Genomic DNA, 25,708 nt, shown 5'->3' with positions numbered 1-25,708 from the left:
GGCCCGCACTGGACACGGGCGTTCGACGGGGGAGGGACCATGCAGCCGCGCTCGCAAGGTCTTTCCTCGCGCCGTTCCGTGTCCGCGGTTCTCGCGCTGTTCTGGGGTGCTCTGCTGCTTCTGGCGGGCGCCGCGGCGGCGGCTCCCGTGCCGGGAAGCCCGCCGCCGACCGGCACCGTGACGGTGGACCGGGGAGCCCAGCACAGCGGGGAGGCCCGCTCCTCCCTCTCCCGGCCCGACACCCGGCGGAAGGCCGTCGCGCACAGCGCCATCGCGACGGCACCGCACGAGGTGCGTCCGCCCGGCCATCCGACCCACCCTCCGGCCGTGCAGACCACCGCCCCGGTTACGGCGGCTGCGCCGCTCGTCAGCCGGTACACCGGCGGCCCGTCCCAGGAACGCGCACCGCCGCGCTCCTCCCACGACCCGCGCACCAGCCGGGGCCCGCCCGGTACGCCGCTCGACGTCTGACCGAGTCGGCCGACTCCCTCCCGCGCCCGGGCCGCGTCCCTCGCCCGTGCCCGCTCCGTCCCGGACAACAGGCATGTGCCCGCATGCCGTTGTGACGGCCTGACCTGGGCCGTTGTCCGCGCCGGATGCCGCTGCGCGTTGCCGCGTCGCTGTACGGCCACGGGGCCCGCGTCGTGCGCCGGACCCACACGCGTCGTACGCCGGACCACACGTGTCGTACGGCGGATACACCGGCCCCCCGTGTGTCTCCTGCGGCGCAGGTATTGCGGTGTGGCGCGCGGGGCGGTAGGTCATGCGCTGCCGTGCCCCGCCATGTGCGTCGCGGTGTGGAGGTGAGCGGTCGGCTGCCATGTGCGCCGCGCTTGTCGCGCGGTGCCTCTTCAGCCTGGAGTGGTCTTGTCCCGTACGCCTCGCCGTACTCGTACCGCTGGTGCTCCGCACCGTTCCCGCGCGCCGATGTGGCGTGCGCTGCTCGCGCTTGTTGTCGTGGGAATCTCGCTCTTCTTCGCCCTGACGACCCCGGCCCGGCTGGGGCTGGACCTCAAGGGCGGAACACACATCGTTCTCGAGACCCGGGACGGCCCCGGCGTCCGGGCCGACGGTGCCGCCACCGACCGTGCGCTGGAGGTACTCCGACAGCGCGTGGACGCACTGGGCGTGGCCGAGCCGTCGCTGTCCCGCGCGGGGGAGAACCGGATCGTCGTCGAACTGCCCGGGGTGCAGGATCCCCGGAAGGCCGCCGAGGTGATCGGCCGTACCGCCCAACTGACCTTCCACCCGGTGGCGGAGACGACCGGGCGCGGACCCGCGCAGGACGCGCGGCAGGAGCGGGGCAAGGACGGCAGCAGGCTCCTGCCCGATCCCGACACCAAGGGCACGTTCCTGCGGCTGGGGCCGACGGCCCTGACCGGTGAGGGGGTGAAGAACGCCGAGCCGCAGCTCGACACCGCGCAGGGCAGCGGCTGGAGTGTGACCGTCGACTTCCGGGACGGGGCCTCCGATGCCTGGGCCGAACTGACCGGCCGGGCCGCCTGCCGCCCGCCGGACGCCCCGCAGCGGCGGGTGGCGATCGTCCTCGACGACCAGATCGTCTCGGCGCCCCGCATCCAGGAGGGTGTGGCCTGCCGTACCGGTATCACCGGCGGATCCACCCAGATCACGGGTGACTTCGGTGACGGTGAGGCCAAGGACCTCGCGGCTCTGATCAAGGGCGGCGCGCTGCCCGTCCCGGTCGAGGTGGTCGAGCAGCGGACGGTCGGGCCCTCGCTGGGCGCGGACGCCATCCGCGCGAGTGCCCAGGCGGCAGTCATCGGACTTGTGTGCACCGCGGTGTTCATCACCGTCGTCTACCGCCTGCTCGGGGCGCTGGCCACGGTCGCTCTCGCGCTGTACGGGCTGATCTCGTACGCGGCACTCGTCGCTCTCGGGGCCACGCTGACGCTGCCGGGACTCGCCGGTTTCGTGCTCGCCATCGGGATGGCGGTGGACGCCAACGTCCTCGTCTTCGAACGGGCCCGCGAGGAGTACGGCCGGCCCAGCCTGCGGCCGGACAAGGAGCGGCGGGAGCGGGACCTGCGGCGGGCGCTGCGCACCGGATTCCGGCAGGCGTACAGCGCCGTCGTCGACTCGAACGTCACCACGCTGCTGGCCGCCGGGCTGCTGTTCTTCTTCGCGACGGGACCGGTCAAGGGCTTCGGCGTGACCCTGTCGCTGGGCGTCCTCGCCTCGATGATCTCCGCGATGGTCATCACACGGGTGCTCGCCGAGTGGGCGGTACGGCGCCGCTGGGTGCGGCGTCGTCCCCGGATCACGGGCCTTACCGGCTCTTCCCGGCTGCGCCGTTGGCCGGCTGCGCGCGGACCGCGTTTCGCGCGTCGTCCCCGCCTGTGGCTGAGCGTCATGACCGGAGTGGTGCTGGTGGCTCTCGCCGGAATCGGGCTCCGCGGGCTGGAGTTCGGTGTGGAGTTCACCGGGGGTCGGCTGGTCGAGTACGGCACCAGCCGGTCCGTCGACGCCGAGACCGCGCGCAAGGCCGTGGCCGACGCGGGCTTCCCCCGCGCGGTGGTGCAGGAGGCGGGCGACGGCGGCATCTCCGTACGCACCGAAGAGCTCACCGACGCGGAACGGGACCATATCCGGGAAGGGCTGGAGCCGACCGGGGGCACCGTCTCGGTCGAGCGGGACGAACTGGTGGGGCCCAGCCTCGGCAGCGAACTGCGGGACAAGGCCCTGCTCGCGCTGGCCATCGCTGTCGGGGCGCAGCTGCTGTACCTCAGCATCAGGTTCCGCTGGACGCTGGCCACGGCGGCCGTGGCGGCGATGGTGCAGGACGTCCTGCTGGTGGTGGGGCTGTTCGCCTGGCTCGGCAAGCCCGTCGACAGTGTCTTCCTCGCCGCGCTGCTCACCGTCGTCGGTTACTCGGTCAACGACACGGTGGTCGTCCTCGACCGGCTCCGCGGCATGCGCCGCGCGGACCGCGCCACGCCGCTGCCGGAGCTGGCCGACGCCGCTGTGCTGCGCACCTTGCCGCGCACCGTGAACACCGGCATGGGCGCGCTGTTCATCCTCGCTGCCCTGATGTTCCTGGGCGGCACCTCGCTGACCGACTTCTCGGTGGCCCTGCTCGCCGGCGTCCTCTTCGGGGTGGCCTCCACGGTGTTGACGGCGACGCCGCTGGCCGTGGCACTGGAACAGCGCCGGCCACAGCCGCGCCGGGAACAACCGGCTGGGCGACGGGGTACGGACGGCTCGGGAGCGGTGGTGTAGAGAGCGGAAGCAGACGGTGGCGGCCTGCTGTTCCGCCGGGCCGCCACCCTGCTGCCGGGGTGGAGCTGCGCCGCCGGGTGGCGGACTGCCGCTGGCGTACTGCCGGGTGGCGGGCTGCCGCGTGCGGCGCTGCCGTGTGACGGGCTGCCGCGCTTACGACCGTCGGCGGGGCTTGCCGCGCTTGCCGCCCTTCGCGACGCCGCCGGAACCCGTGCGCCTGCCCCTGCCGGTCGGCTTGTGGGCGGCGGGCTTCCGCCGCGCGCCCCCCGCGTCGGGGCGCTTCTCCTTCGGCTGTGCCGGGGCGGGGCGGCGGCCCCGTGAGCTGTTGACGGTCCGCCCCCGGACGATCCCGATGAAGTCCTCCACCATGTCGGTGGTCTTCTCCTCCGGCCAGGACAACGCGACCCGCGACTGGGGAGCGTCCGTGACCGGCCGGTAGGTGAGATCCCTGCGGTGGTGCAGGCGGGCCAGCGACTGCGGAACGATGAGCAGACCGACCCCTGCCGCCACCAGCTGGACGGCGTCCGCCGTCGTGGCGGGGCGCTCCTTCGCTGCCTGTCCGGGCCGCTGCTCCCAGTCCAGCACCTCGTCGAGGGGGTGCAGCACGATCTCGTCGGCCAGGTCCTCGGCGGACACCTCGTCGGCCGCCGTCACGAGGTGGTCCTTCGGGACCACGACCACCGTCGTCTCGGTGTAGAGGGGAATGGCGCTCAGCTCCGTACGGTCGACAGGCAGCCGTACGAAACCCGCGTCGGCGCCGCCACGGCGCAGTACGCCGGGCGCTTCGGCGGCGGACACCGCCACGAGATGCAAGGGAATGTCGGGCAGTCGCTCCTGCCAGATCCGCACCCACTTGGTGGGGATCACGCCCGGGACGTACGCGAGCCGGAACGAAGGGGGAGCTTCCGAGCCTGTCACGTGGCCAGGCTACCCGGGCGTGGTCGGAGGCGGCACACACGCTCGATATGCTGGACGCCATGACGTCGCACCAGAGCACCCAGACCATGAAGCCCGCGACCGCGGCGAAGAAACTGGGTGTGTACCTCGATGCCACCCCCGCGGAGTTCCGGGAGGGCGTCGTCTCGCGCGACGAGCTGAACGCGCTGCAGGCCGATCCGCCCGAGTGGCTGCGGAAGCTGCGCCGCAACGGCCCGCACCCCCGTCCTGTGGTCGCGGCGAAGCTGGGCATCTCCACCTCGGGCCTCGTCCGCGGTGGCGTCACCGAGCCGCTCACCACGGAGCAGATCGAGGAGCTGAAGAGCGCCGACCCGGAATGGCTGCGAAAGGAACGCGCCACCCAGGCCGAGGTGCGGAAAGAGGCGGTACGCCTCAAGGAGAAGCGGCTCAAGGAGCAGGAGAAGAACGCGGAGCGTGGCGCATCCCGTCCCCCGCGCTCCTGACCGCGCTCGGTTTCTGACCTCACTCGGCTGAATCCCGCGCCCTCTCCGAGACGCGTGCCTGTCGCCTCCACCCCTCGCGCGGCCGCAGGCGACACAGTGGGGACATGAACGCAGACGACAGGAACGTGCTGGCCGGTGCACGCCCCGCGACCAGGCTTCCGGCCCAGGACCTGGACCGAGCGCGGCGTTTCTACTCCGAGCAGCTGGGTCTGGAGCCCGTCGACGAACGGCCCGGTGGGCTGCTGTACCGGTGCGGCGGCGTGGAGTTCGCCCTGTTCAGGTCGACCGGAGCCGCTGCCGGCACCTTCACGCAGATGGCGTGGGAGGTCGACGACATCGAGGCGGCGGTCTCGGAGCTCCAACGGCGTGGCGTGGTCTTCGAAGATGTCGACGTGCCGGGGCTCCGGACGAGCAACGGCATCGCCGAGGTCGAAGGGAACTACCCGAGCAAGGGCGCACGAGGTGAGCGCGGCGCCTGGTTCCGTGACAGCGAGGGGAACATGCTGGCGGTCGGCCAGCCCATCCGCTGAAGCGCCCGACCCGACGGTGTGGCCCCGCCGGGCCGGAGTCGTCTCCGGCCCGTCGGGCGGCGTCGTCAGCCGAGGTCGGGCAGCGGGCGCCGGGCGACCTCCCGGCCGCCACGGTCAGGCGCGGTGCCAGCCCGAGGTGCCGTGCTCGCCGGTACGAGCCCAGTACAGGCGGCCGTCCAGGCCCTCCACCACAAGATCGGCTCCCCGGCCTCCGAGGGCCGGGACAACTGCGGGGGCGCCGGCGAACAGGAAGCCTGTTCTGCTCCAGCGCACCCGCGAGGACACCGGCTCGGCCCGCGACGCGGCCGCAGCCGCGCCGGGGCGCTCGTCGAGGACGGCCGTCTGGAGATCGCCGTTCTCCGCGCGGGCGGCGAGCAGGGTGCGGCCGTCGCGGAGCGGGGTGACGGCGACAGGACCGTAGCCGGCTGCCCCACCCAGGTCCGTGACACGCGAGGGGTCCGTGACACGCGAGGGCCGCGTCGCCGCACTCGACGCCCTGCCGGGCGGCGCGGCGCCGACCCGCGCGGTGAGTATGTGCCCGGAGCCGGGGGCGCGCATGTAGAGGCGCACGGCGTTCCGGCCGTCGCGATGCACCGTCAAGGGACCGGTGACGGCGGGCAGCCCGGTGGCACGGGGACCGGAGAGCGTGCCGGAGACCGGACCGCTCCAGGTGAGGACCGTCCTCGACGTCGCGCCGAACACGTGCAGCCGACCCGCGCCGTCCACGGCGACGGCCGGGTCGCCGTGCACTCCGCTGCCGCCGAGCGCCTGCCACGGCTTCCAACTGCCGTCCGGCAGGCGGACACGGGCGCTGAGCCGGTGTCGGCTGGTGCGGACGACGGTGGTCACGGTGCCGTCGGGGGTGACGGCGACTGCCGGGGCGCTGATGTCCGAGAGGCCCGCGTCGTCCCCGGATTCGGGGGCGCCGAGGGGCTGCCACGGGCCGAAGCCGCCGCCGGGGCGCTGCACGATCCAGCCGACTTCCTTGCGGTAGCCGCCGGGGCCGTCCTCGGTGACGGTACGCGTGCCGAAGAGGGCCGTGTGCCCGTCCGGCAGGCGCACGGTGCTGAGCGCGGGGTCGATCCCCGTCTCGGGCAGCAGAACCGGTGCGCGCCAGTGGGCGTCTGCCCCGGCGGGCCGGTGGCGGACGGCGACCCTGCCGTCGAGGACGGAGTACGCCCACAGCGAGCCGTCCCTGTCGGCCCGCAGCCACGAGACGGAGTCGCCGCTGGTGTGCCGTATGCCGTGCGACCAGCCTTGATGCTGCTGTCTGGGCACCATCTTCAAATCGCCGCAGCCGGCCCGGTACCGGCAGCGCCGCTCGGCGCGGTCGGCCCAGGCGTAGGTGTCCAGGGTGCGGAGCTTGTTCTCCGCCGTTCTGCCGCCGAGGACGTGGGGCAGGCCGCCGTTGAAGTAGCCGAGATAGGTCTCGACGGTGAAGTGCGGGGCCTTGCCCTCCGCCGCCTCGGCCGCGTGCCGGGCGAGGGCCTCCTGCACGAAGCGGGCGCCCGCGAAGTGGTCCTGGTGGTCGGCGTACTTGCCGTTGCGGTCGAGCCGGCCGGGCGTGGGGTCCTGCATCCGGATCTGCGTCGGCCGGAAGTGGCGCAGATAGCCGGCCAGAGTGTCGAGGAGCTGCTCCCGGGTGTAGCGGAAATGCCGGGTGACCGGTCCCGCGGACGTCAACTGTGAGGCCAGCCGTGCCGTTTCGCCCCGCCACAGGCCGTGGAGGCTGTGCGGGCGGTGCCCGGTGATGCTGCCGGCTTCCCGCAGGAGGTTCCACACCAGGCGTATGTGCGGGTGCCCCCGCAGCGTGTCCAGCTCGGCGAAGCCGCCGCCCGCCGTGCGCAGGACGGTGCGCTTCCAGGGGGTGGAGCGGTCCCCGGTGGCCATCTCCGCGTAGGCGGCGCGTATGCCGTTCTGCCGGGCCTCCGCGTACGCGGCCTTCGTACCCCGTTCTCGGCGCTTGCGTGCCGGTGCGGCGGCTCCCGGCAGGTTTCTGCGCGGAGCGTTGACGCCGTCGGCCTCGCCGGACGTCAGATACACCGTGGTCAGCGGGCGGCCCGAGCGGATCGACTGCGCGATCTCCGGGTTGACGAAGAACAGGTCGTCGTCCGGGTGCGCGACGATCTGGAGCACGGATTCCGCCGTGCGGACGGGGGCGCCCGCTCCGGCCCAGGCGCCGGTGGGGACGGGTGCGGCCTGCACAGGCGGGCCGCTGATGTGCTGTCTTCCGGAGCGGTCGGTGGCCTGGCCGTGCGCACAGCCGGTCAGACCGGCCAGCAGGCCGAGGGCGCACAAGGGGCCGATCAGCGCGCCGGGACGCCGCCTGTCGGCGGCGGCTCGGGATATACGGGGCATGTACGGGTGCTTTCTGCATGCATGATCACGTCGTCATGCATGATCGTTCTGAGGCGCGGAAGGATGTACGGATCGCCTTGAATTGTGGAGGCATTCCAGGGGCGCACCGGCGCGCCGGACCGAGCCCGCCGCGGGTCCTGGCGCCCGGCATGGCCTGCCCGTCCGCGGTAATTGCCCGGTGGATCACCGGTGTTCAGCACCCGGCCCGCACGCTCCGGTCGGCCCGACAAGCAGCGCGGCTGTGGGCCATCACACAGTCCGGCGGCCGTCGTCAGGAGCCGACCGGGCAGTGTCGGCGGTTGCCCGTCGGCCCGGACGGCTCCCTGGGACGGCTGTCGTACGACGCACAGCTGTCGGCTCCGGCGTTTGCGGCCGACAGCGATCGGTCCGCTCGCCCGGACCCGAAGGAGAGGGCCTCGGACGTGGACGTGAGGGAGGCGGCGTGCGGCGTGAGGGAGGTGGCTGCGGCACGTGAGGGAGGCGACGTGCGGTGGCTCAGTCCCGGCGGCCGTCCGCCCCCTCGGTGGCGGTCCGGGCTGTGAGGCGCACGATTCGGAGGAAGCCGTTGTCCTCGTGCGGGCGGGGGCTGGTCATGGCGAGTCTCACCCTGGTGGTCGCGACGGTGTCGAACGTGATGCGGGTGGGTTCGCCGGACCCCGGTGCCCAGCTGACGCGGAGATGGTCGACCGGCACGTACGCCCGGCCGTTCCAGTAGTTGACGGCGAGCGCCTTCGGCAGCGCGTGGGTCTCGTCCACGGTGAACGACACCTCGAGGCCGCTGACGCGCCTGCGGTCCGGCCAGCCGAGCGACACCCAGTCCTCGGCGTGGGCCTTGCTGACCGGGTGCAGCAGCGCTGTCGCCGGCATCCGGTAGAAGTTCGACCAGCCGGTGGCGGGATCGTCGTCGAGCATGGCCGCGGGCACGGTGTCGGGCGCGCCGGAGAAACTCGCGTCCGCGCTGGGCCCGTCGCCTCGTTCCGGCTGCTGCGTCTGCTGCGGCTTTCGCGCCGCGTCGGGGGCGGGCAGAGCGGCGGCAGCGTCGTGCCCGCGGCCCCCGCCGGTGGCCTGGATCCTCGTCGATCCGGACCGCAGCCCGTCCGCGCGTGCGGTGACGGTGACCGGTCCGGAGTCCCCTCCTGCCTGCACGATGGCGAGCGCTTTGCCGTGGAAGGCGGCGCGTACGGGGGAGCGGTAGTTCTCCGCGCTCTCCTGCTGCCCGTTGTCCACGCCCACAAGGCGGCTTCCGCCACCGGTCACATGGAGCGTGATGCGGTGGTCCGCGTCCGGCACCAGGACGCCCCGCGCATCGGTGACCTCGGCGGTGACGAAGCACAGCGAGCGGCCGTCGGCGGTGATCCGCCTCCGGTCCGGGATGAGCCGGACGGCGGCCGGTTCCCCCGCGGTCCGCAATGTGTCCCGGGCCACCTCGGCGCCGTCCCGGCGGGCCACCGCGACGAGTTTGCCCGGCTGGAAGGGGACCTGCCACGTCAGATGCAGTTTGCCCGCGCTGCCGTTCGGGCTGGTGTAACTGCCGGGGTACGGCCCGGAGGTGACCGTCTTGTCGTCGCCGGTCTCCTCGGTCGTCTCCCAGTACTTCCGGCCGTCCTCGGTCGTCTTCCGGTCGAAGGACTTCGCGCCCAACGACCGCCCGTTGAGGAAGAGTTCGACGGTTCCGACGTTGCTGTAGGCCCACACCGTCACCTCCTCCTTGCGCCGGTGCGTCGTCCAGTCCATCGGCACCAGGTGCACCATCGGCTCCGCGCTCCACTGGCTGCGGAAGAGAAAGAACTGGTCCTTGGCGAAGCCGGCGGTGTCGACGGCGCCGAAGAAGGAGGACTTGACGGGGAAGACGTCGTTGTACGGGGTGGGCTCGCCCAGGTAGTCGATGCCTGTCCACAGGAACTGGCCGGCGAAGAACTCCCGGTCGCGGTCCTTCTTGAGGGCGTACTCGCCGCTCATGGTCCACGTCTCCAGGTTGTTGTCGTAGGAGGAGGCGCCACGGCTGCCGGGCGTGTAGTTCTCACCGGTGTTGAGCTGCCCGGGGTTGTCGTACACACCCCGGGTGGAGGTGGACGAGGACGACTCGGCCTCCAGGAGGAAGACGCTCGGGTACTTCTTGTGCAGGGCGTCGACCGAGGCGGCCGTGTTGTAGTTCAGCCCGACGCCGTCGAGCATCCGCAGGATCCGGTCCTGCGGAGAGCCGTCCTCGGGAACGGTGCGGTATTTGTCCGAGCCCAGCACAACGGGCCGCGTCGTGTCGATGGACCTGACGGCCTTGATCAGCCTGTCCGCCATGGGCACGCCCGCCTCGCTGGTGCTGTCGGGGATCTCGTTGCCGATCGACCACATCACCACGGCGGGGGAGTTCTTCGCTGCGTGGACCATCTCCTTGACATCGGCATCGCTGTGCTCGTCGAAGAACCGGCCGTAGTCGTACGGGTTCTTGGGGGTGCGCCAGCAGTCGAACGCCTCGACCATCATCACGATGCCGAGCTCCTCGCACATCTCGACCACCTGCGGCGCGGGCGGATTGTGGGAGGTGCGCAGGGAGTTGACCCCCATCTCGCGCATCACCGTCAACTGCCGCCGGGCCGCGTCCGGGTGGAAGGCGGCGCCGAGGGAGCCCAGATCGTGGTGGAGGTTGACGCCGCGCAGCTTCGCCCGCTCGCCGTTCAACGAGAAGCCGCGGGCCGGGTCGAAGGCGAACCAGCGCAGACCGAAGCTTGTGGTCGTCTCGTCGACGACCTTGCCGCGTACGGTGATCCGGGTGACGGCCGTGTAGCGGTACGGCTTGTCGAAGGACCACAGGTGCGGGTCGTCGATACGCAGATCGAGCCGCGTGGCGCCGGGGCGGTCGTCCAACGTCGCCGGTGCGCTCGCCTCGGCCACGGTCTTGCCGTCCGCGTCCTTGAGGACCGCCGAAAGCTGTGCCCGTACCGACCCGGGCTTGTGGCTGACCGCGCGGACCTCCACACGGACGTCGGCGTGGCCGGCCTCGACCGACTCCTTCAGCTTCGGCGTGGTGACGGTGACGCCGTGCCGGGTGATGTGGACCGGGTCGGTGAGGATGAGGCGCACGTCTCGGTAGATGCCGCTGCCCGAGTACCAGCGGCTGCTGGGCACCTGGTTGCGGACCTTCACCGACAGGGTGTTCGGCGTCTTTCCGTCGGTGTGGACCAGGTCGGTCAGATCCAGCGCGAAGCCGGTGTAGCCATACGGGTGCGTGCCGACGAGCCGGCCGTTGCAGTAGACGTGCGCGTCCATGTAGACCCCGTCGAATTCGACGGACAGCCGCTTCCCCGCGGCTTCGGCCGGCAAGGTGAAGGTCCTGGCGTACCAGCCCAGGCCGCCCGGCAGATAGCCGCTGCCCGCGGTGGTGTGCTCGCCCTTCTCCGGGGAGAGTTCGATGCTCCAGTCGTGCGGCAGGTCCACGTCTCGCCACAGCGGTGCTCTGTCGTCCGGCTTCGGGGCGTCGGCACCTGTGGTGTTGACCAGCGCGAACCGCCACCCGCGCCGGAAGTCGACCGTCCGTCCCGACGCGGGGACGGTCGCTGTCGCGGCCGACTGGCCGGCAGCCGCAGCCGGGGCCTGACCCACCACCGGCGCTCCCAGCACTCCGCCGAGCACGGCGGCTCCGCCCAGGGCCGCTCGTCGTGAGATCGCCATCCGTGGCTCCCGCCCTCGTCGTTGTCGAATCGCCGCGTGGTCGGCGCGGCCCGCGGAACCACGGGAGTTTGTAGGGAGTTGTTGGATTGCGTCAATAGGGCCCCCAATTCTGCCCAAGAGGAAACCTGGGCTGCTGCCCAAGAGGGAACCCGGCCCTCTTCTCGGCCGTACCGATCACTCGTGCCACCGCAGGCTCCCTGCGGCTCATCTCCCGGTCAGGTCCCCGCTGTTCCCGGTCCCTGGGGCGCGCTGTGGTCGGCTCGGCGGGCGTCGATGACCATCAGCGCGGTGTGGAGGGAGGTGCGGGACTCGGCGCTTTCGAGGGAGACGCCCAGGATCTTCTCGATGCCGCGCAGCCGGCTGTAGAGGGTGGGCCGGCTCAGACCCGTGAGGCGTGCGGTGTGCGTCTTGGAGCCCGAGCATTCGAGGTGGGTGCGCAAGAGGGCCAGCAGGTTCTCGCCGGTGCGCGCGTCGTGATCGAGCAGCCGCCCCAGTTCGATCTCCGCGAACGCCTGAAGACGGTGGTCGTCGCGGAGCAGGGCGACAAGTCCGCGCAGCCGTACGTCCGTCGAGCGGTAGAGGCGGTTTGCTTCCGGCATGGTGAGGCCGACCTCGGCGACGTGCTCCGCCTCGGCGAGGCCCTGCGCGGCGCCGACGAGGGTGGCGGACGCCGGTGCGGTGCCGGCGGCCCAGCCGTCGGTGCCGCTCCGTCCGGTCAGCCGTTCGCGCAGGCCGGTGCAGACGGCGCCCAGCGCGTGGTCGGCTCCCTTCGGCGGGCAGGAGATCACCGCCGAGACCGTTCCCTCCCGGCGTATGGAGGCGATCGTGCTCTCGCCGGTGGCGGCCACCGCCTGGCGCACCGCGGTCAGGAGCCGACGGTCGACCTCACCCTGGGTCAGCGCGTCGGTGTCGGGGCGTCGTGGCACGCGTACGGACAGTGGTACGTACCGGCTGCTCGGGCTCAGCCCCAGCGCGGTCGCCCGCGCCATGGCCTCGCTCTCCTCGCCGACCCGGCCGCTCAGCAGGTCGTCGAGGAGGCCGCCGAGTGCCTGGGCGACGAGGGCTTCACGCTCCTGCTGGATCATCCGGTGCAGCTGCAGCGACTGGGCCGCGCGTTCGAGGACCATACGCGCGCGGGACGTATCCGGCGTCCGGACGGGCAGGACGAGCCGGCCCCACCGCTCGGAGCCGACGCCCACGGGCACGGCCGACCAGCCGGAACCGTCTTCGGAGGTGTCGGCAGAGTCGTGGCGTCGCGAGCGTTCGGCCCACTGGTGCAGCAGGGCGGTGGTCGGGGTGTCCAGCGCGCAGAAGGCCAGCACATGCCGGCTGACGTCCTCCAGGACGAGCGGGGTGCCCAGTGCCTGTGCCGCGCGCGTGACGATGTCGGTGGTCGACGCGCGGGCGAGATTGAGCGAGGTGAAGACCTCGTGGGTGGTGCGGGCGAACTCGACCTCCTCGTACTGGTCGGCCACGATCAGCCGGTGCACCTGCTGGGTGACCTCGATGAAACGGGTCCTGCGGGACAGGGTCACCACGGGCAGGGACAGTGAGTCGGCGAGGGGCCCGAGGTGCTCCGGCACGGTGCTCAGATGGGTGCCCAGCTCGATGACGAGGCCCGCCACGTCCTGTGCGGCCAGCCTGGTCAGATAGTCCTTGGCCCGGGGTGCGCCGTCGGCCAGGGGGAGCCCGGTGGTCAGGACGAGTTCGCCGCCCTCCAGGAGGTCGGTCAGATCGGTGAGATCACTGATGTGCACCCAGCGGACCGGGCGGTCGAGGTGGTCGTGGCCGCCGATGATGTGCGGTCGGCCCGCTGCCATGGCGGATAGCTGGAGTACTTCCCGGACGGTCGGCTGCATTTACGCATCGTAAATTTCTCCCCTTGGGTCTGTACAGATTGTCGGTCGGTGTTCTGGCAGCCTCGGAGCAGGCAGGCGGGTGGCGCCCACCCGGAGCCGTGCTTCCCGGGCGCCGCGGGTCTGCCTGCTGTGAGTGATCGAGCGAGGGCGAGGAAGCAGTGGCAGCGACCAGCGATCTGACCCGCGTCGGCCATTGGGTCGACAACAAGGCGTTCCCCGGCACCAGCGGACGTGCTGCCGCAGTGACCAACCCTGCGACCGGCGCGGTGACCCGCGAGGTGGCGCTGGCCGACGAAGCGGACTCCCACTCCGTGATCGCGGCGGCGGCCGCCGCCTTCCCGGACTGGCGGGACACGTCACTGGCCAAGCGCATCGGCATCGTCTTCCGCTTCCGCGAACTGCTCAACCAGCGCAAGGGCGAGCTGGCCGAGATCATCACCGGTGAGCACGGCAAGGTCCTGTCCGACGCGCTGGGCGAGGTCACCCGCGGCCAGGAGGTCGTGGAGTTCGCCTGCGGCATCCCGCACCTGCTCAAGGGCGGGTTCAGCGAGAACGCCTCGACCGAGGTGGACGTGCACTCGGTCCGGCAGCCGCTCGGAGTGGTCGGCATCATCGCGCCGTTCAACTTCCCCGCGATGGTGCCCATGTGGTTCTTCCCCGTAGCCATAGCGGCCGGCAACACCGTCGTACTGAAGCCGAGCGAGAAGGCGCCCTCGGCCGCGCTGTGGCTGGCCGAGCTGTGGGCCGAGGCGGGCTTGCCGGCCGGTGTCTTCAATGTGCTGCAAGGCGACAAGACCGCGGTCGACGCGCTGCTGTCCCACCGGTCGGTCAAGGCCGTCAGCTTTGTCGGCTCCACACCGATCGCCCAGTACGTGTACGCCACAGGGACGGCCAACGGAAAGCGGGTGCAGGCCCTCGGCGGTGCGAAGAACCACGCCGTCGTCCTGCCCGACGCCGACCTGGACGGGGCCGCCGACGCCATGGTCAACGCCGGGTTCGGATCGGCGGGTGAGCGCTGCATGGCCATCTCGGCCGCCGTTGCGGTCGGCCCCGTCGCCGACGAACTGGTCGCGAAGATCGCCGAGCGGGCCCGGCTCATCAGGACCGGTGACGGCACCCGGGACAGCGACATGGGCCCCCTGGTGACCGCCGCGCACCGCGACCGGGTCGCCTCCTACATCGACCAGGCCGAACAGGACGGCGCCCGCCTGGTCGTGGACGGCCGGCAGGTCAGCGCCGACGGCGGCCAGGACGGATTCTGGCTCGGCCCCACGCTGCTCGACCACGTCACCACCGACATGAGCTGCTACACGGACGAGATCTTCGGACCGGTCCTGTCCGTCCTGCGGGTGGACACCTACGACGAGGCCCTCGAACTGATCAACTCCAACCCCTACGGCAACGGGACGGCGATCTTCACCAACGACGGCGGCGCCGCCCGCCGCTTCCAGAACGAGGTCGAGGTCGGCATGGTCGGCATCAACGTGCCGATTCCCGTACCGATGGCGTACTACAGCTTCGGCGGCTGGAAGAGCTCCCTGTTCGGGGACACCCATGCGCACGGCACCGAGGGCGTGCACTTCTTCACCCGCGGCAAGGTCGTCACCACCCGCTGGCGGGCCCCCAGCCACGGCGGCCTCAACCTCGGCTACCCACAGACCGCCTGAAGGAGACCACGGCCGTGACCCTCATCCACACCGAACTCGACACCCGCGCCGTCGCCCGGACCTACGAGCTCGACCGCCGCCACGTCTTCCACTCCTGGTCGGCCCAGGCCGAACTCGACCCGATGGTCATCACCCGCGCCGAGGGCTCCTACGTCTGGGACGGCGAAGGCAACCGGCTGCTGGACTTCTCCTCCCAGCTGGTGAACACCAACATCGGCCACCAGCACCCCTACGTGGTGGAGGCCATCGCCCACCAGGCCCGCACCCTGGCCACCGTCGCCCCGCAGCACGCCAACGACCAGCGCTCCGAAGCCGCCCGGCTGATCTGCGAGCGCACCCCCGGCGACCTCGACCGGGTCTTCTTCACCAACGGCGGCGCCGACGCCAACGAGCACGCCGTACGGATGGCACGGCTGACCACGGGCCGCCCCAAGGTCCTGACCCGTTACCGCTCCTACCACGGCGGGACGCAGACCGCGATCAACCTGACCGGAGATCCGCGCCGCTGGCCCAACGACACCGGGACCTCCGGCGTGGTCCACTTCTTCGGCCCGTATCTGTACCGGAGCGCCTTCGACGCGGCGACCGAGGCGGAGGAGTGCGGGCGCGCGCTCGCACATCTCGAGCAGGTCATCGAGCTGGAAGGCCCCGGGACCATCGCGGCCATCCTGCTGGAGGCCGTACCCGGCACCGCCGGCATCATGCTGCCGCCGCCGGGCTACCTCGCGGGCGTGCGGGAGCTGTGCGACCGGTACGGCATAGCGTTCATCGTCGACGAGGTGATGACCGGGTTCGGCCGCACCGGCGCGTGGTTCGTCTGCGACGACGAGGGCTTGGTCCCCGATCTGCTGACCTTCGCCAAGGGCGTCAACTCCGGCTATGTGCCGCTCGGTGGCGTCGCCATCGGCGACCGGATCGCCGACCACTTCGCGCACCGCCCCTATCCCGGCGGGCTCACCTACTCCGGCCACCCCCTCGCGTGTGCGGCAGCCGCTGCCGCCATCACCGTCATGGAACGCGACGGCATCATCGACAACGCCCGGCGCATCGGCACCGACGTGATCGGCCCCGAACTCCATAAGCTCGCCGCGCGGCACCCCAGCGTGGGCGAGGTCCGCGGTCGCGGCGTCTTCTGGGCGGTGGAACTGGTCAGCGACCCGCACACCCGGCAACCCGTCGCACCGACCGGCGGCAGCAGCCCCGTTATGGCGGAGGCTGTCCGCACCGCCAAGCGGCTCGGACTGCTGCCGTTCACCAATGGGAACCGGATCCATCTCGTGCCGCCGTGCACGATCAGCGAGTCCGAGGCGCGTGAGGGGTTGCACATCGTCGACCAGGTCCTTGGCCGGGTGGACGCGTTGGTAGCGGGAACGGAGGCGTCCCACTAGGGCTTGTCCGCCGGGTCTTGCCGGGCCCTCTCGGTTGTTCAGGTGAGGGGGTGCCCCGCTCCCTGGACGAGCAGGCGGATGACAGCTGCGACGCCGATGACCACGACGGTTCCGCGCAGCACGCTCGGCGGAAGTCTGCGGCCGACTTTCGCGCCGAGCAGTCCGCCCAGTGTGGAACTGGCGGCGAGAATGCCGACGACCGGCCAGCTGATGGGGGCGACGAAGGCGTAGATGACGCCCGCGACGACGTTGACCACGGCGGTCAGGGCGTTCTTCAACGCGTTGAGTGTCTGCAGGGAGTCGGCGAGCAGCAGCCCCATGACGCCGACGAGCATGATGCCCTGCGCCGCCGTGAAGTAGCCGCCGTATACACCGATGAGGAAGATGAGGACGTACAGCAGCGGTCCGGAGCGGTGCGCGGCGTCCCTCGTACGGAGCCGTTTGGCAGCCAGTGGCTGGAGCGCGACGAGAACGACGGAGATGCCGACCAGCCACGGCACGATGACCTCGAACGCGTCCTGGGGCAACGACAGCAGCAGTACGGTCCCGCCGATGGCGCCGAAGAACGACGCCACCGCGTAGCCGAGTACCCGGTTGCGCTGTCCGGACAGCTCGTGGCGGTATCCGTACGCGCCGGTGAGCGAGCCGGTGATCAGTCCGACGGCGTTCGACGTCGTCGCGGTCACCGGCGGATAGCCGAGCGCGACGAGCACCGGGAAAGTCACCAGAGTGCCGGAACCCACCACTGTGTTGATCGCACCTGCCCACAGCCCGGCCACCGCTATCAGCGCAACCTCCCACCCCATCATGGCGGCAACGTTACGACCAGGCCCAAGGACGACGATCGGCGGCTGCGCCCCAAGGGGCGCGGGGCTGTGTTCATGTGCGGCTCCGCCGCGTGGGCGCGACCAGCCACAGCACCCGCACCCCGCGAGCATCGGGAGGGGCACTCCCTGACCGGAACAACAGAGAGGGCCGGTCAAGAGGCGCCGGACGCGGCCCTAGGCCGCAGGCGCAGGTTGGGTGACCACCTTGATATTGAACGTATGAGCCCCAAGTCCGCCCGCGATACCCATGAAGAGCAGCGCGAAGTGCTCCTGCCCGCGTGCGGTGGTGAGGCCGCCGAGGTCCAGTTGGGACGACGGGGGCCAGCCGAGGTCGGTGAGAAGGCGGCCGGTGGTTCGTTTGGCCTCGGCGTCGTCGCCGGAGAGGAAGACGGTGCTCGGGCCGTCGAGACCGTCCGGGGCGGTCATCACGGTGGCGTCCATGGTGCACAGCGTCTTGACGACGGGGGTCAGGGGAAAGGCTTCCTGAATCTGTTCAGCCAGACTGCTGTTGGGGTGGGAGAGCTCCGTGAAGTCATCGGAGAGCCCGACCCCGATATCGATCAGCAGGGTGCCGGCCAGCGCCGGTGTGCCGATGGAGTGCAGCAGCTCCACGGAGACGGCCCCGGGGGTGGCATTGACCAGTACCTGTGCGTGGGCGGCGGTCTCGCTCAGGCCCGCCACGGGGAGACCGAGGTCTGTACGGTCCTCGGGCCGGCGTGAGCCGAGGAGTACATCGTGTCCCGCGGTGCTCCAGCCGTGGGCCAGCGCGCGGGCGACGTTGCCGGTGCCAAGTAGTCCTATTCGCATGGTGTGACGCTAACCATTGCCGCGGCTCGGCGAATCGGACCGCGGGCCCGGGCCGACCGGCACCGAAGGCCTAGTTCTGGGTGCGTAAGCCACTTCGCCGCGACAACGGGCGGGCCTCACCGAATTCGCCACCCTCTGACCCGGAGCCCGTGAACGGGCTCCGGGGCCGGTGCCTCAGTACCCTCCGTCGCGGTCCTTCGGCTTGGGTGAATCACCGGGCTTCGGCTTGTGCACAACGGCCTTGCCCTTGGTGTCGACGACATACCATTTGGCGCCGAACTGGTCGAGCCCCTGGCCATGCGTCTGCCCGGCCTTTTCGTCCCCCTCGAACCGGTAGAGCGGATGACCGTTGTAGGTGACCTGCTTCTCGCCGTTTCCCCTGCTCGTCGTGGACAGCTCGGATTTCTTGACGCCCTTCCCGGCCCGTGCCTTCTTGTCCACCGTCATGGGCGGCCATTCCTCCGCGCAGCCGCCGTGGCAGGTGCTCTTGTCCTTCTTGTCCCTCTTGAAGAGGTAGAGCGTTCTTCCTTCGCCGTCCACCAGTATCTTTCCGTACTTCCCCTTCTTGACCTTCACCGTCTCCGCGGCCTTCGTGGACTTCTCAGCCCTGGGCTGCGCGACTCCGGCGGTGAACACGCTGGTCCCCGCCGACTCGGTCGACCGGGGCGCCAGCACCCCTACCGGGGCGCCCACCTCGGCGTTCGAGCCACCCCTGTCCGCGGTGGGGGCAGTGGCCCCAGCGGTTCCAGCGGCGACACCGCCGCACAGAATCGCGGTGGCAAGGGGAATCGAGATCCTCGTGAACGTAGTCATGGAATTCCTCCCGGTCCTCGAATGGCCGCCCCCACGCGCTGTGCCCACGGCCCCCGTACCGGTGCTCCCGGCTCATGCGCCTGTACTCAGTAAAAGGGCTGTCGAGGTGGGCGCAACCGCAGGTTTCCGCGCCGGGCCTTTCACATTGAGTGGCCAATTCGTCGCGCTCAGCGAAAAGGCACCGCAGGGCGGGGGAGAGGCGTGGCTCGTAGACTGAAAGCGGAAGGAAACCCGCCAGAAGGGCGGCGGTACATGGTTTCTTCCGAAGGAAATATCCCCTCGGAACCGCTCAGGCCGCTGGACGCGGCGGACCCCGCCATGGCGGTGATCGATGCCCACGGCACGGTCATCGGCTGGACCCCGGCGGCGGAGGGCCTTGTCGGTCACCCGGCGGCGGACGTGGTGGGCCGGTCCGCCGAGGACCTGCTGACATCCCGCGACGATGTGTCGCGAGCGGCGACCGTGGCCGAGCTCAGCCGCGCGCACGGCAGCTGGTCGGGCCTCGCGACGGTACGGCACCGCACTGGCCGACCGGTCGAGGTGGGGCTGCGCGCCTGCCCACTGTCCGATCTCGACGGCCGTGAATCCTGGCTCGTCTCCGCGGTCGACTTGGGCAAGGCGCCCTCGTGGGCGCTCGGCGGCTCGGTGCTGGAAGCGTTCCTGACCCGATCACCGCTGGCCATGGCCGTACTCAGCCCGGACCTGCGGTACGTGTGGATCAACGACGAGCTGGAGCGCCGCGGCGGGGTCCCACGCGAGCAGCGGCTGGGGCGCCGACTGGCGGACACGCTTCCGGGCCTGGACACCGACGCACTGGAGGCGCGGATGCGGCAGGTGCTGGCGACCGGCGCCCCGGTGATCGACTACGAGTACCGGGGCTGGACCATGGCCGACCCGCACCGGGAACACGCCTTCTCCAGCTCCTTCTTCCGCCTCGACGACGCGGACGGCAACGTCATGGGCCTGTGCTACATGGTCATGGACGTCACCGAGAGATGGCGGGCGCGCGAGCGGCTCACTCTGATCAACGAGGCGGGTACCCGCATCGGCAGCACGCTCGACGTGGAACACACCGCGCAGGAACTGGCCGATGTCGCCGTGCCGCGCTTCGCGGACTTCGTCACGGTCGACCTGGTGGAGTCGGTGGTGCACGGCGAGGAGCCCGTACCGGGGCCGGCCGGCACCCTGCCCACCTTCCGGCGCTCGGGACTGCGGTCGGTCAGCGAGGGCACCCCGGAGGCCGTTGTGCAGCGGGGGGAGCAGGTCACCATCGACCCGGCGTCCCCCTTCGTCCGCGCGTTCCACACCGGCGAGGCGCTACTGGACCGGGACCTGGCCGGCAGCAGCAGCCGGTGGCTCGACGACGACCCCGCCCGCGTCGAGAAGATCCGCCAGTTCGGCATGCACTCGCTGATCGCCGTTCCGGTGCGTGCGCGCGGCACCATCATGGGCGTGGCGTCGTTCGTCCGCTCGCGCTATCCGATGCCGTTCGAAGAGGACGACCTGCTGCTGGCCGAGGACCTGGTCTCCCGGGCGGCGCTGTGTGTCGACAACGCCCGCCGCTATACGCGTGAGCACACCGCGGCCCTGACCCTCCAGCGCAGCCTGCTCCCGCACGCCCTGCGCGGTGGGACAGCCATCGAAGTGGCGTCCCGCTATCTCCCCTCGGGGGCGCACGACGGCGTCGGCGGCGACTGGTTCGACGTGATCCCCCTCTCCGGTGCCCGGGTGGCTCTCATCGTCGGTGACGTGGTGGGGCATGGCATCAACGCGGCGGCGACCATGGGCAGGCTCCGTACGGCTGTGCACACGCTCGCCGACATGGAACTGCCGCCCGACGAACTGCTCGCGCACCTGGACGATCTGGTCATGCGCCTCACCGAGGAGGAGTCCCGCCTGGAGGCGAGCGCGATCACGGTGCTGGGCGCCACCTGCCTGTACGCCGTCTACGACCCGGTGACCCGGCGCTGCACCATGGCGCGGGCCGGCCACCCGCCGCCCGCGGTGGTGTACCCGGACGGCACCGTCACATTCCCGGACCTGCCCGCGGGACCACCGCTGGGTCTTGGGGGTCTGCCCTTCGAGGCCGCGGAGCTGGAACTGCCCTCGGGAAGCCTCGTCGCCCTGTACACCGACGGACTCATCAGCGCGTGCGCCCCGGACATCGATGTGGGGCTGAGCTATCTGAAGGACGTACTGGCACAGCCGGACATGCCCCTGGAGCGCCTCAGTTCGGCCGTGCTCGACAGCCTGCTGACCAGTCCACCGTCGGACGACGTGGCCCTGCTCATCGCCCGTACGCACGAGCTGACCGGGAGCCATGTCGTGACCTGGGACCTGCCCAGCGACCCGATCATCGTCGCGAAGGCACGGTCCATGGCCGCCCGCCAGCTGGCGGATTGGGGACTCGAGGAACTGATCCTGACCACGGAGCTGATCGTCAGCGAGCTGGTGACCAACGCCATCCGGCACGGTGCCGGACCGATCCGGCTGCGTCTGATCCGGCACTCGGTCCTGATCTGCGAGGTCGCCGACGGCAGCAGCACCTCGCCCCGCCTGCGCCACCCGCGTACCACCGACGAGGGCGGACGCGGCCTCTTCCTCGTCGCCCAGCTCAGCCGCCGCTGGGGCACCCGCTACACCGAGGGCGGCAAGCTCATCTGGGCCGAGCAGGACCTGCCCGCGTCGACCGAAACCGTCGCCGACCTGCTGACGGACTCCCTCGTGGAAACCCCCACCGAGTCCCCGCAGCCCGCACGTTGACGCCTGCATGGATCCCTGCGGGCCATGCATCACCCATGCCGGGGTGGCCTGGTCCCGGGCGTCCTGGGCAGGTCCCGGGGCCGGTTTCGGCGCCGGCTCTTGCTGCCGGCCGGCACGGTGCGGCCCACATCGAGGTGCGCCTCGTCGTAGATGTGCCGTGCGGGGGCCCGCGTCCGGGTCGTGACCGGGGACGACTCGGATCCGTACAGCCAGGCGTACTTGGACGTCGCGCTGGTCCCGCTGCCGCCCGGTGCGTCCGGGATGGAAGCGGGTGACCAGGGTGTTGGTCTCGGCGATGGTGGACTCTACATACTGGCCGGTCGGTCTGCTGCAGTGTCACCTCCTTCCGGCCGGATGCCTCCCCCGCCGGATCGCCGATCTTCCGGTCGGGCCCGACCACTTGGGCGTCACCACGGGTGGTGCCGGACTCGACCTCGACGGTGGTGTACGGCATGTCGGCGCCGGTCCTGGCGGGGCCTTGGTACGCGCGCGAGGACCCCCCCGTGGCGACGGTGCGGGAAGCCGAAAGCAGGAGCCCCTGACAAGGCACCGCCGCGACCGCGTCAGCCGGTGAGCGCCAAGAGCTGGCGGGCCAGTTTGCGTACCGTCAGGTCCGGGTGGGGCGTGCCGTCGCAGGGGGAGCCGGAGACGACGCGGCGGGGGGAGAAGGCGATGTGTTCCACGGCGGGACGGGCTGGCGCCGGGAGCAGGCGCATTGCCGTCAGTGCCCGCAGGGCGCCGGGGTGCGGCTCGTGCAGGTCGCCGCGGCGGGTGAGCTGGTCCGCGATCACCGGCGCGGTGTCGTGCGTGCGGCCTGTGATCCGCCAGATCGCGGCTGCCGCGTCCGCGCGGCTCTCCCGGGCCGGCGCCCTCAGGCGCTCCTCCACCAGGGGCAGCAACGCCGCTGCGTCCGGGCCGAGTTCGCCTGCGACGGTGACGGCTGCCCGGCGTTGCTCGACGGCGTCCGACAGCGAGCGGACCACGTCCACCGCCGGGCCCGCGTCGCCCGTGACCCGGGCCAGCGCCGTTGCTGCGGTCAGATCGCCGGCCTCGGCCCGTGAGCGCAGGGCGCGTGCCGCCGCAGGGCCCGCGTCGCGGCCCAGCGCGGCCAACACCTCGGCCGAGGCGGGCAGCATACGGATCAGGTCGTCCACACAGGTGGCGGCCAGCGCGGGGAAGTGGAGCAGCGCGTCCAGCCACTCGACACGCAGCCCGGCGGCGACGCGCCGGGCCACCGCTTCAGCCGCCGTGCCGAACACCTCCACCGCCGCGGGCACGACTGCACCGGGCGCGGTGAAGGGGGTCAGTTGCAACGTCGCGGATTCATCGGGCAGTTCGTCCATGAGGCGCAGCACGAGACCGATCGCGCCGGGCACGCGCAGCCGCACCGCGGCGTGTGTCGCCGCCACCCGCACGGCAGCGTCTTCTGCTCCCAGATGGGGCTCCAGCCACGGCGCCGGCTCCCCGCCCTCCAGTGCGGCGCCCACCCTCGCCACTCCGCACAGGTCCTCAACGTCGCCGGCTGTTGCCGCGAGCCAGGGCAGGACGTCCCGCTCGCGGTCGCGCCATGTCTCGGTGAGCTGCCAGGCCAGCGGCAGCCCCTGTTCGACCGCGCGGAGTGCTGCGTCCGGGTCGTCCAACAGCCGGTCGGCGAGCGGCCGGTAGGAGGGCGGCCACGGGTGGTCCGTCTCGTCGGTGGGCGCCGCCTTGTGTGCGGCGAGGGCGGAGTCCACCAGGGCGGTCGGCAGCGGCAGCGGCGCCGTTCGCAGCAGGTCTGTCGCCGCCGCCCTGCGTACGAGTGGCTCGGGAGCGGAAAGGAGTGCTCGGTTGCGTGCGTTGCTGTTGTCCGGCGATACGTCGAGCAGACCGAGCGCCGTGACGAGATCGGCCCGTATCTCGGCGTCCTTCTCCTCGTCCAGCCGCGCCCGCAACAGCGGGAGCAGAGGCAGGGAAGCCTCCTCGCAGGCGGCGGTGATCCACACCATCGTGCGGCGGACCGACCCGTCCTCGTCCGCCCCCAGGTGCAGGAGGGCGGGGAGCGCGGCGGCTACCGCTCGGCGCACCTGCCGGTACTCGGGGCCCGTGCCGTCGGCGGCCGCGTGCAGCAGCCACAGCAGCGGCAGTCGGCCACCGGGTCCATCCAGGGCGAGCCGTGCGATGAAGGGTACGGCCGCGGCTGTGGCCGAATAGACCGATCCCTGGTGGCACAGCGCCGAGAACAGCTCGTCCAGTGCCTCGTCGCGCACCCCTGGGTCCACCGAGCCGGCCGCCCGCAGCAAACCGGGCACGTCCTCCGCCGGCCCGTACGCGTGCTCCAGCGCCGCCCAGTCGACATCCTCGATCCCGTCCAGCATGCGCGTGACCCTATGCCACCGGTGCGGAGGGGGTGCCCCTGCCCGACGCTTGAGGGCTGCGGGTGCGACGTGGTTGCTCGCGCAGTTCCCCGCGCCCCTGACGGGGCGCGTCCCCCGCGAAGCTTGGGGGAGCGGGGTGGGCAAGCGCAGCCCCCGCGCCGGGAACGCTGCCGGAAACGGCTTAACGCGGCGTCACCCGGCGAGCTCGCCGGGCGGGGGAGTCGGCTGCTGTTCGTGCGCTCGAATCGCCATCCCCACGGAGGCGACATCCACATCGACGGCGACCTCCTCGCCCTCCCAACGGCCGCGTTCGGAGATCGTCAGACCGATCAGGGCCAGTTCCGCGGCGTGTTCCCGCGCCGCGTGCTGCTCATGACTCTCCTCGCCGGGCTCATCCGCTTCGTCTCGGTCCCAAGCGGCGATCGCGGCCTCGGCCAGCCCCTTCGGCAGGCGCACGGTGATGCGGTCGACCTGCGTTTCGACACATGCCCCGATCGCCGCCACCGTCTTCGCGTCGTCCCGATACCTGGCGTACTGCGCTTGATCGCTCACAGGGCGAGGGTACGCATGGCCTCTCGATCCGGTCGAACAGGACAGGCAGGGCCGGCCAGCGCCAAGCTCACCCCGTTCACGCGCCGGTCACGGCCAGCAAGACCCCACAGGGCGAGGGTGGCGGTCGGCAGGGGTGGCCGGGACCGTGGTGACCACGAGGGCCGACGTACGGCAGCCGCAGCGTGTCAATTCGTGGCCGGGTCACATTTCGGCCTCAACCACCCCGTGCGCCAGGCGAATTGGTCGAACACTATTCAGGACGTGATGTCTCTTGCGCTATGGCCGCGCCGAATCGCCGACGGCCTCAGTCGGTCACGAGACGGCCCGCAACTGCCGGGCGAAGAACGCGCGCAAGCAGTTGCGCACCAGCGGCACCGACCTTTCGGGGGCGATCCCTCCGACCAGACTGCTGCGGCCCTCAGCGGACATGAGTCCGGCATCTTGCAGCTGGGGCGCCATCGATGCGTAATCCGTGAACACCCAGTGCGCGGCATTTCCGATCTGCCGTCGGTGGACAGCGCCCCGTACGACCGACCAGGAACGCTCCAGCTCGCTCCGTCCCGTAAAGCCGTCGCTGCGCAGCAGAAGCAATGGCCGGTCCACCCGGTGCGCGGCGACCGGGAAGAGTTCGCCACCCGGGTGGTCCAGAAATCCCTCCATATTGACGGCGGCCTTGATGCGACGGTCCTCGTACATCGCCTGGGCCGCCGTCGTCCCACCCGCCGAGTGACCGTAGACGCCAATTCGCCGCAGATCGAGCGTACGGCCCAACTCGTTCCGCTCAGCCGCCAGATTTTCCAACTGGTCCAGTACGAAGCGGGTGTCCGCGACCCGGGTGTCGATCACCGTACGGAAGAGGGGCGGGTCCGTCCTGGGGTCTCCGCGGAGGACGCTTTCGCGGAGGGAGTTGTCGGGGAACTCGACCTCGGTGGCGTCGCCGGGATGGTCGATGGTCACCACCACGTAGCCGTGGCTCGCCAGCTCCTCCGCGACCGAGGTGCCCAGCGTGCGTGGATCGCCGCCGCCCGGGGTGTAGAGCAGCACCGGCCGCCGCCCGGGCCGCGCAGGCGCGCCGGTGTGCGCATGGGTCATGGTGGCCGCCCAGTCCACCCCGGTCCGCGGCAACTCCGAGTGGAAGAGGGGAGCGAGCTTCCGGAAACTCTGCGCGGCGCCGGCCGACATCTGCGGCGCGACCGGGTGGCCGCGAACGTCGCCGGCCGGGTGGAGCACCGAGACCATCAACTCGCGGACGCTGTCCGGCTGCCACGGGTCGCGCCTGGAACGGTCCGTCATATGCAGCACAGTGACGCCGACCCGGTGCGGGCCGGTCGGCGCGGGCAGGCGCGGGGCGAATCCGTCGCTCCCGGCAGCCCGAGCCACGCCGCCGCCCGCCGACAGCAGCAGCGCGGTGGCGGCCACGACGGCCGACTTGGTGAGGGAACGCCGACCTACAGTGAAGGACGCAAAGGAAGATGAAGACATGCCTG

The 25,708-nt window shown here is 71.4% G+C and carries 17 protein-coding genes and 1 pseudogene; 7 read left to right on the top strand and 11 right to left on the bottom strand.

Going from position 1 to position 25,708, the window contains the following annotated elements; translation table 11 throughout:
- The first annotated feature begins 78 nt into the window (after positions 1-78).
- Entirely contained in the window at positions 79-471 is a 393-nt protein-coding gene (locus ACQEU8_RS01830; RefSeq protein WP_433096040.1) for a hypothetical protein, read from the top strand.
- 456 nt (positions 472-927) lie between these two features.
- Positions 928-3,237 (top strand): protein translocase subunit SecD, encoded by a 2,310-nt coding sequence (gene secD, locus ACQEU8_RS01825; RefSeq protein WP_433102085.1) that lies wholly within the window; start codon positions 928-930, stop codon positions 3,235-3,237.
- A gap of 153 nt (positions 3,238-3,390) precedes the next feature.
- Here secD and ACQEU8_RS01820 read toward each other — a convergent pair whose 3' ends face one another.
- On the bottom strand, positions 3,391-4,155 hold the full coding sequence (locus ACQEU8_RS01820) for a LysR family substrate-binding domain-containing protein (protein WP_433096038.1): 765 nt from the start codon (positions 4,153-4,155) through the stop codon (positions 3,391-3,393).
- 59 nt (positions 4,156-4,214) lie between these two features.
- Between ACQEU8_RS01820 and ACQEU8_RS01815 the strand changes: the two genes are divergently transcribed.
- Complete coding sequence (locus ACQEU8_RS01815) at positions 4,215-4,637, top strand: DUF5997 family protein (protein ID WP_433096036.1); 423 nt, start codon at positions 4,215-4,217, stop codon at positions 4,635-4,637.
- A gap of 104 nt (positions 4,638-4,741) precedes the next feature.
- A complete protein-coding gene (locus ACQEU8_RS01810; protein WP_433096034.1) occupies positions 4,742-5,167 on the top strand; it encodes a VOC family protein in 426 nt (141 codons plus the stop codon).
- Positions 5,168-5,281: 114 nt separating this feature from the next.
- Here the strand turns inward: ACQEU8_RS01810 and ACQEU8_RS01805 are convergent, their stop codons facing one another.
- From ACQEU8_RS01805 to ACQEU8_RS01795, 3 genes are all read right to left on the bottom strand, one after another.
- Complete coding sequence (locus tag ACQEU8_RS01805; RefSeq protein ID WP_433096032.1) at positions 5,282-7,525, bottom strand: PIG-L family deacetylase; 2,244 nt, start codon at positions 7,523-7,525, stop codon at positions 5,282-5,284.
- 495 nt (positions 7,526-8,020) lie between these two features.
- A complete protein-coding gene (locus ACQEU8_RS01800; protein WP_433096030.1) occupies positions 8,021-11,191 on the bottom strand; it encodes a glycoside hydrolase family 2 TIM barrel-domain containing protein in 3,171 nt (1,056 codons plus the stop codon).
- Positions 11,192-11,406: 215 nt separating this feature from the next.
- A complete protein-coding gene (locus ACQEU8_RS01795) occupies positions 11,407-13,050 on the bottom strand; it encodes a PucR family transcriptional regulator (RefSeq protein WP_433096028.1) in 1,644 nt (547 codons plus the stop codon).
- Between the two features lie 176 nt (positions 13,051-13,226).
- On the opposite strand from ACQEU8_RS01795, the gene ACQEU8_RS01790 reads away from it, so the two are divergent.
- Complete coding sequence (locus ACQEU8_RS01790; protein WP_433102083.1) at positions 13,227-14,717, top strand: CoA-acylating methylmalonate-semialdehyde dehydrogenase; 1,491 nt, start codon at positions 13,227-13,229, stop codon at positions 14,715-14,717.
- Between the two features lie 14 nt (positions 14,718-14,731).
- Positions 14,732-16,105: an aspartate aminotransferase family protein gene (locus ACQEU8_RS01785; RefSeq protein WP_433096026.1), complete on the top strand. Its 1,374-nt coding sequence runs from the start codon at positions 14,732-14,734 to the stop codon at positions 16,103-16,105.
- A 38-nt stretch (positions 16,106-16,143) separates the two neighbouring features.
- Here the strand turns inward: ACQEU8_RS01785 and ACQEU8_RS01780 are convergent, their stop codons facing one another.
- The 3 genes from ACQEU8_RS01780 to ACQEU8_RS01770 all read right to left on the bottom strand — a co-directional run bounded on the left by ACQEU8_RS01780 (position 16,144) and on the right by ACQEU8_RS01770 (position 18,552).
- Positions 16,144-16,914: a sulfite exporter TauE/SafE family protein gene (locus ACQEU8_RS01780; RefSeq protein WP_433096024.1), complete on the bottom strand. Its 771-nt coding sequence runs from the start codon at positions 16,912-16,914 to the stop codon at positions 16,144-16,146.
- Positions 16,915-17,106: 192 nt separating this feature from the next.
- A complete protein-coding gene (locus tag ACQEU8_RS01775; RefSeq protein ID WP_433096022.1) occupies positions 17,107-17,739 on the bottom strand; it encodes an NADPH-dependent F420 reductase in 633 nt (210 codons plus the stop codon).
- A 174-nt stretch (positions 17,740-17,913) separates the two neighbouring features.
- Positions 17,914-18,552, bottom strand: coding sequence for a COG4315 family predicted lipoprotein (locus ACQEU8_RS01770; protein WP_433096020.1), 639 nt, complete (start codon positions 18,550-18,552; stop codon positions 17,914-17,916).
- Positions 18,553-18,804: 252 nt separating this feature from the next.
- Here ACQEU8_RS01770 and ACQEU8_RS01765 point away from each other — a divergent pair, with 252 nt between their 5' ends.
- Positions 18,805-21,315, top strand: a complete 2,511-nt coding sequence (locus tag ACQEU8_RS01765; RefSeq protein WP_433096018.1) for a SpoIIE family protein phosphatase — start codon at positions 18,805-18,807, stop codon at positions 21,313-21,315.
- A gap of 92 nt (positions 21,316-21,407) precedes the next feature.
- On the opposite strand, the pseudogene ACQEU8_RS01760 reads toward ACQEU8_RS01765, so the two are convergent.
- The 4 genes and pseudogenes from ACQEU8_RS01760 to ACQEU8_RS01745 form a co-directional block, all read right to left on the bottom strand.
- Positions 21,408-21,778 (bottom strand): annotated as a pseudogene (locus ACQEU8_RS01760) (glycosyl hydrolase); the annotation flags it as partial.
- A 100-nt stretch (positions 21,779-21,878) separates the two neighbouring features.
- A complete protein-coding gene (locus ACQEU8_RS01755) occupies positions 21,879-23,669 on the bottom strand; it encodes a hypothetical protein (protein ID WP_433096016.1) in 1,791 nt (596 codons plus the stop codon).
- Positions 23,670-23,861: 192 nt separating this feature from the next.
- Positions 23,862-24,221, bottom strand: coding sequence for a hypothetical protein (locus ACQEU8_RS01750; RefSeq protein ID WP_433096014.1), 360 nt, complete (start codon positions 24,219-24,221; stop codon positions 23,862-23,864).
- Between the two features lie 312 nt (positions 24,222-24,533).
- Entirely contained in the window at positions 24,534-25,703 is a 1,170-nt protein-coding gene (locus ACQEU8_RS01745; RefSeq protein WP_433096012.1) for an alpha/beta hydrolase family protein, read from the bottom strand.
- Positions 25,704-25,708 lie beyond the last annotated feature (5 nt).

It is taken from the genome of Streptomyces sp. CA-250714 (assembly GCF_050936705.1).
GTDB lineage: Bacteria > Actinomycetota > Actinomycetes > Streptomycetales > Streptomycetaceae > Streptomyces.
Note: the sequence above shows the minus strand (reverse complement) of the source record. Positions and strands in the feature narration are given on the sequence as shown.

What these genes read in the sequence shown, in the direction of transcription:
- secD (WP_433102085.1), top strand. Translation starts at nt 928, where the DNA reads ATGTGGCGTGCGCTGCTCGCGCTTGTTGTCGTGGGAATCTCGCTCTTC.
- ACQEU8_RS01815 (WP_433096036.1), top strand. Translation starts at nt 4,215, where the DNA reads ATGACGTCGCACCAGAGCACCCAGACCATGAAGCCCGCGACCGCGGCG.
- ACQEU8_RS01810 (WP_433096034.1), top strand. Translation starts at nt 4,742, where the DNA reads ATGAACGCAGACGACAGGAACGTGCTGGCCGGTGCACGCCCCGCGACC.
- ACQEU8_RS01805 (WP_433096032.1), bottom strand. Translation starts at nt 7,525, where the DNA reads ATGCCCCGTATATCCCGAGCCGCCGCCGACAGGCGGCGTCCCGGCGCG.
- ACQEU8_RS01800 (WP_433096030.1), bottom strand. Translation starts at nt 11,191, where the DNA reads ATGGCGATCTCACGACGAGCGGCCCTGGGCGGAGCCGCCGTGCTCGGC.
- ACQEU8_RS01795 (WP_433096028.1), bottom strand. Translation starts at nt 13,050, where the DNA reads ATGCAGCCGACCGTCCGGGAAGTACTCCAGCTATCCGCCATGGCAGCG.
- ACQEU8_RS01780 (WP_433096024.1), bottom strand. Translation starts at nt 16,914, where the DNA reads ATGATGGGGTGGGAGGTTGCGCTGATAGCGGTGGCCGGGCTGTGGGCA.
- ACQEU8_RS01775 (WP_433096022.1), bottom strand. Translation starts at nt 17,739, where the DNA reads ATGCGAATAGGACTACTTGGCACCGGCAACGTCGCCCGCGCGCTGGCC.
- ACQEU8_RS01770 (WP_433096020.1), bottom strand. Translation starts at nt 18,552, where the DNA reads ATGACTACGTTCACGAGGATCTCGATTCCCCTTGCCACCGCGATTCTG.
- ACQEU8_RS01765 (WP_433096018.1), top strand. Translation starts at nt 18,805, where the DNA reads ATGGTTTCTTCCGAAGGAAATATCCCCTCGGAACCGCTCAGGCCGCTG.
- ACQEU8_RS01755 (WP_433096016.1), bottom strand. Translation starts at nt 23,669, where the DNA reads ATGCTGGACGGGATCGAGGATGTCGACTGGGCGGCGCTGGAGCACGCG.
- ACQEU8_RS01745 (WP_433096012.1), bottom strand. Translation starts at nt 25,703, where the DNA reads ATGTCTTCATCTTCCTTTGCGTCCTTCACTGTAGGTCGGCGTTCCCTC.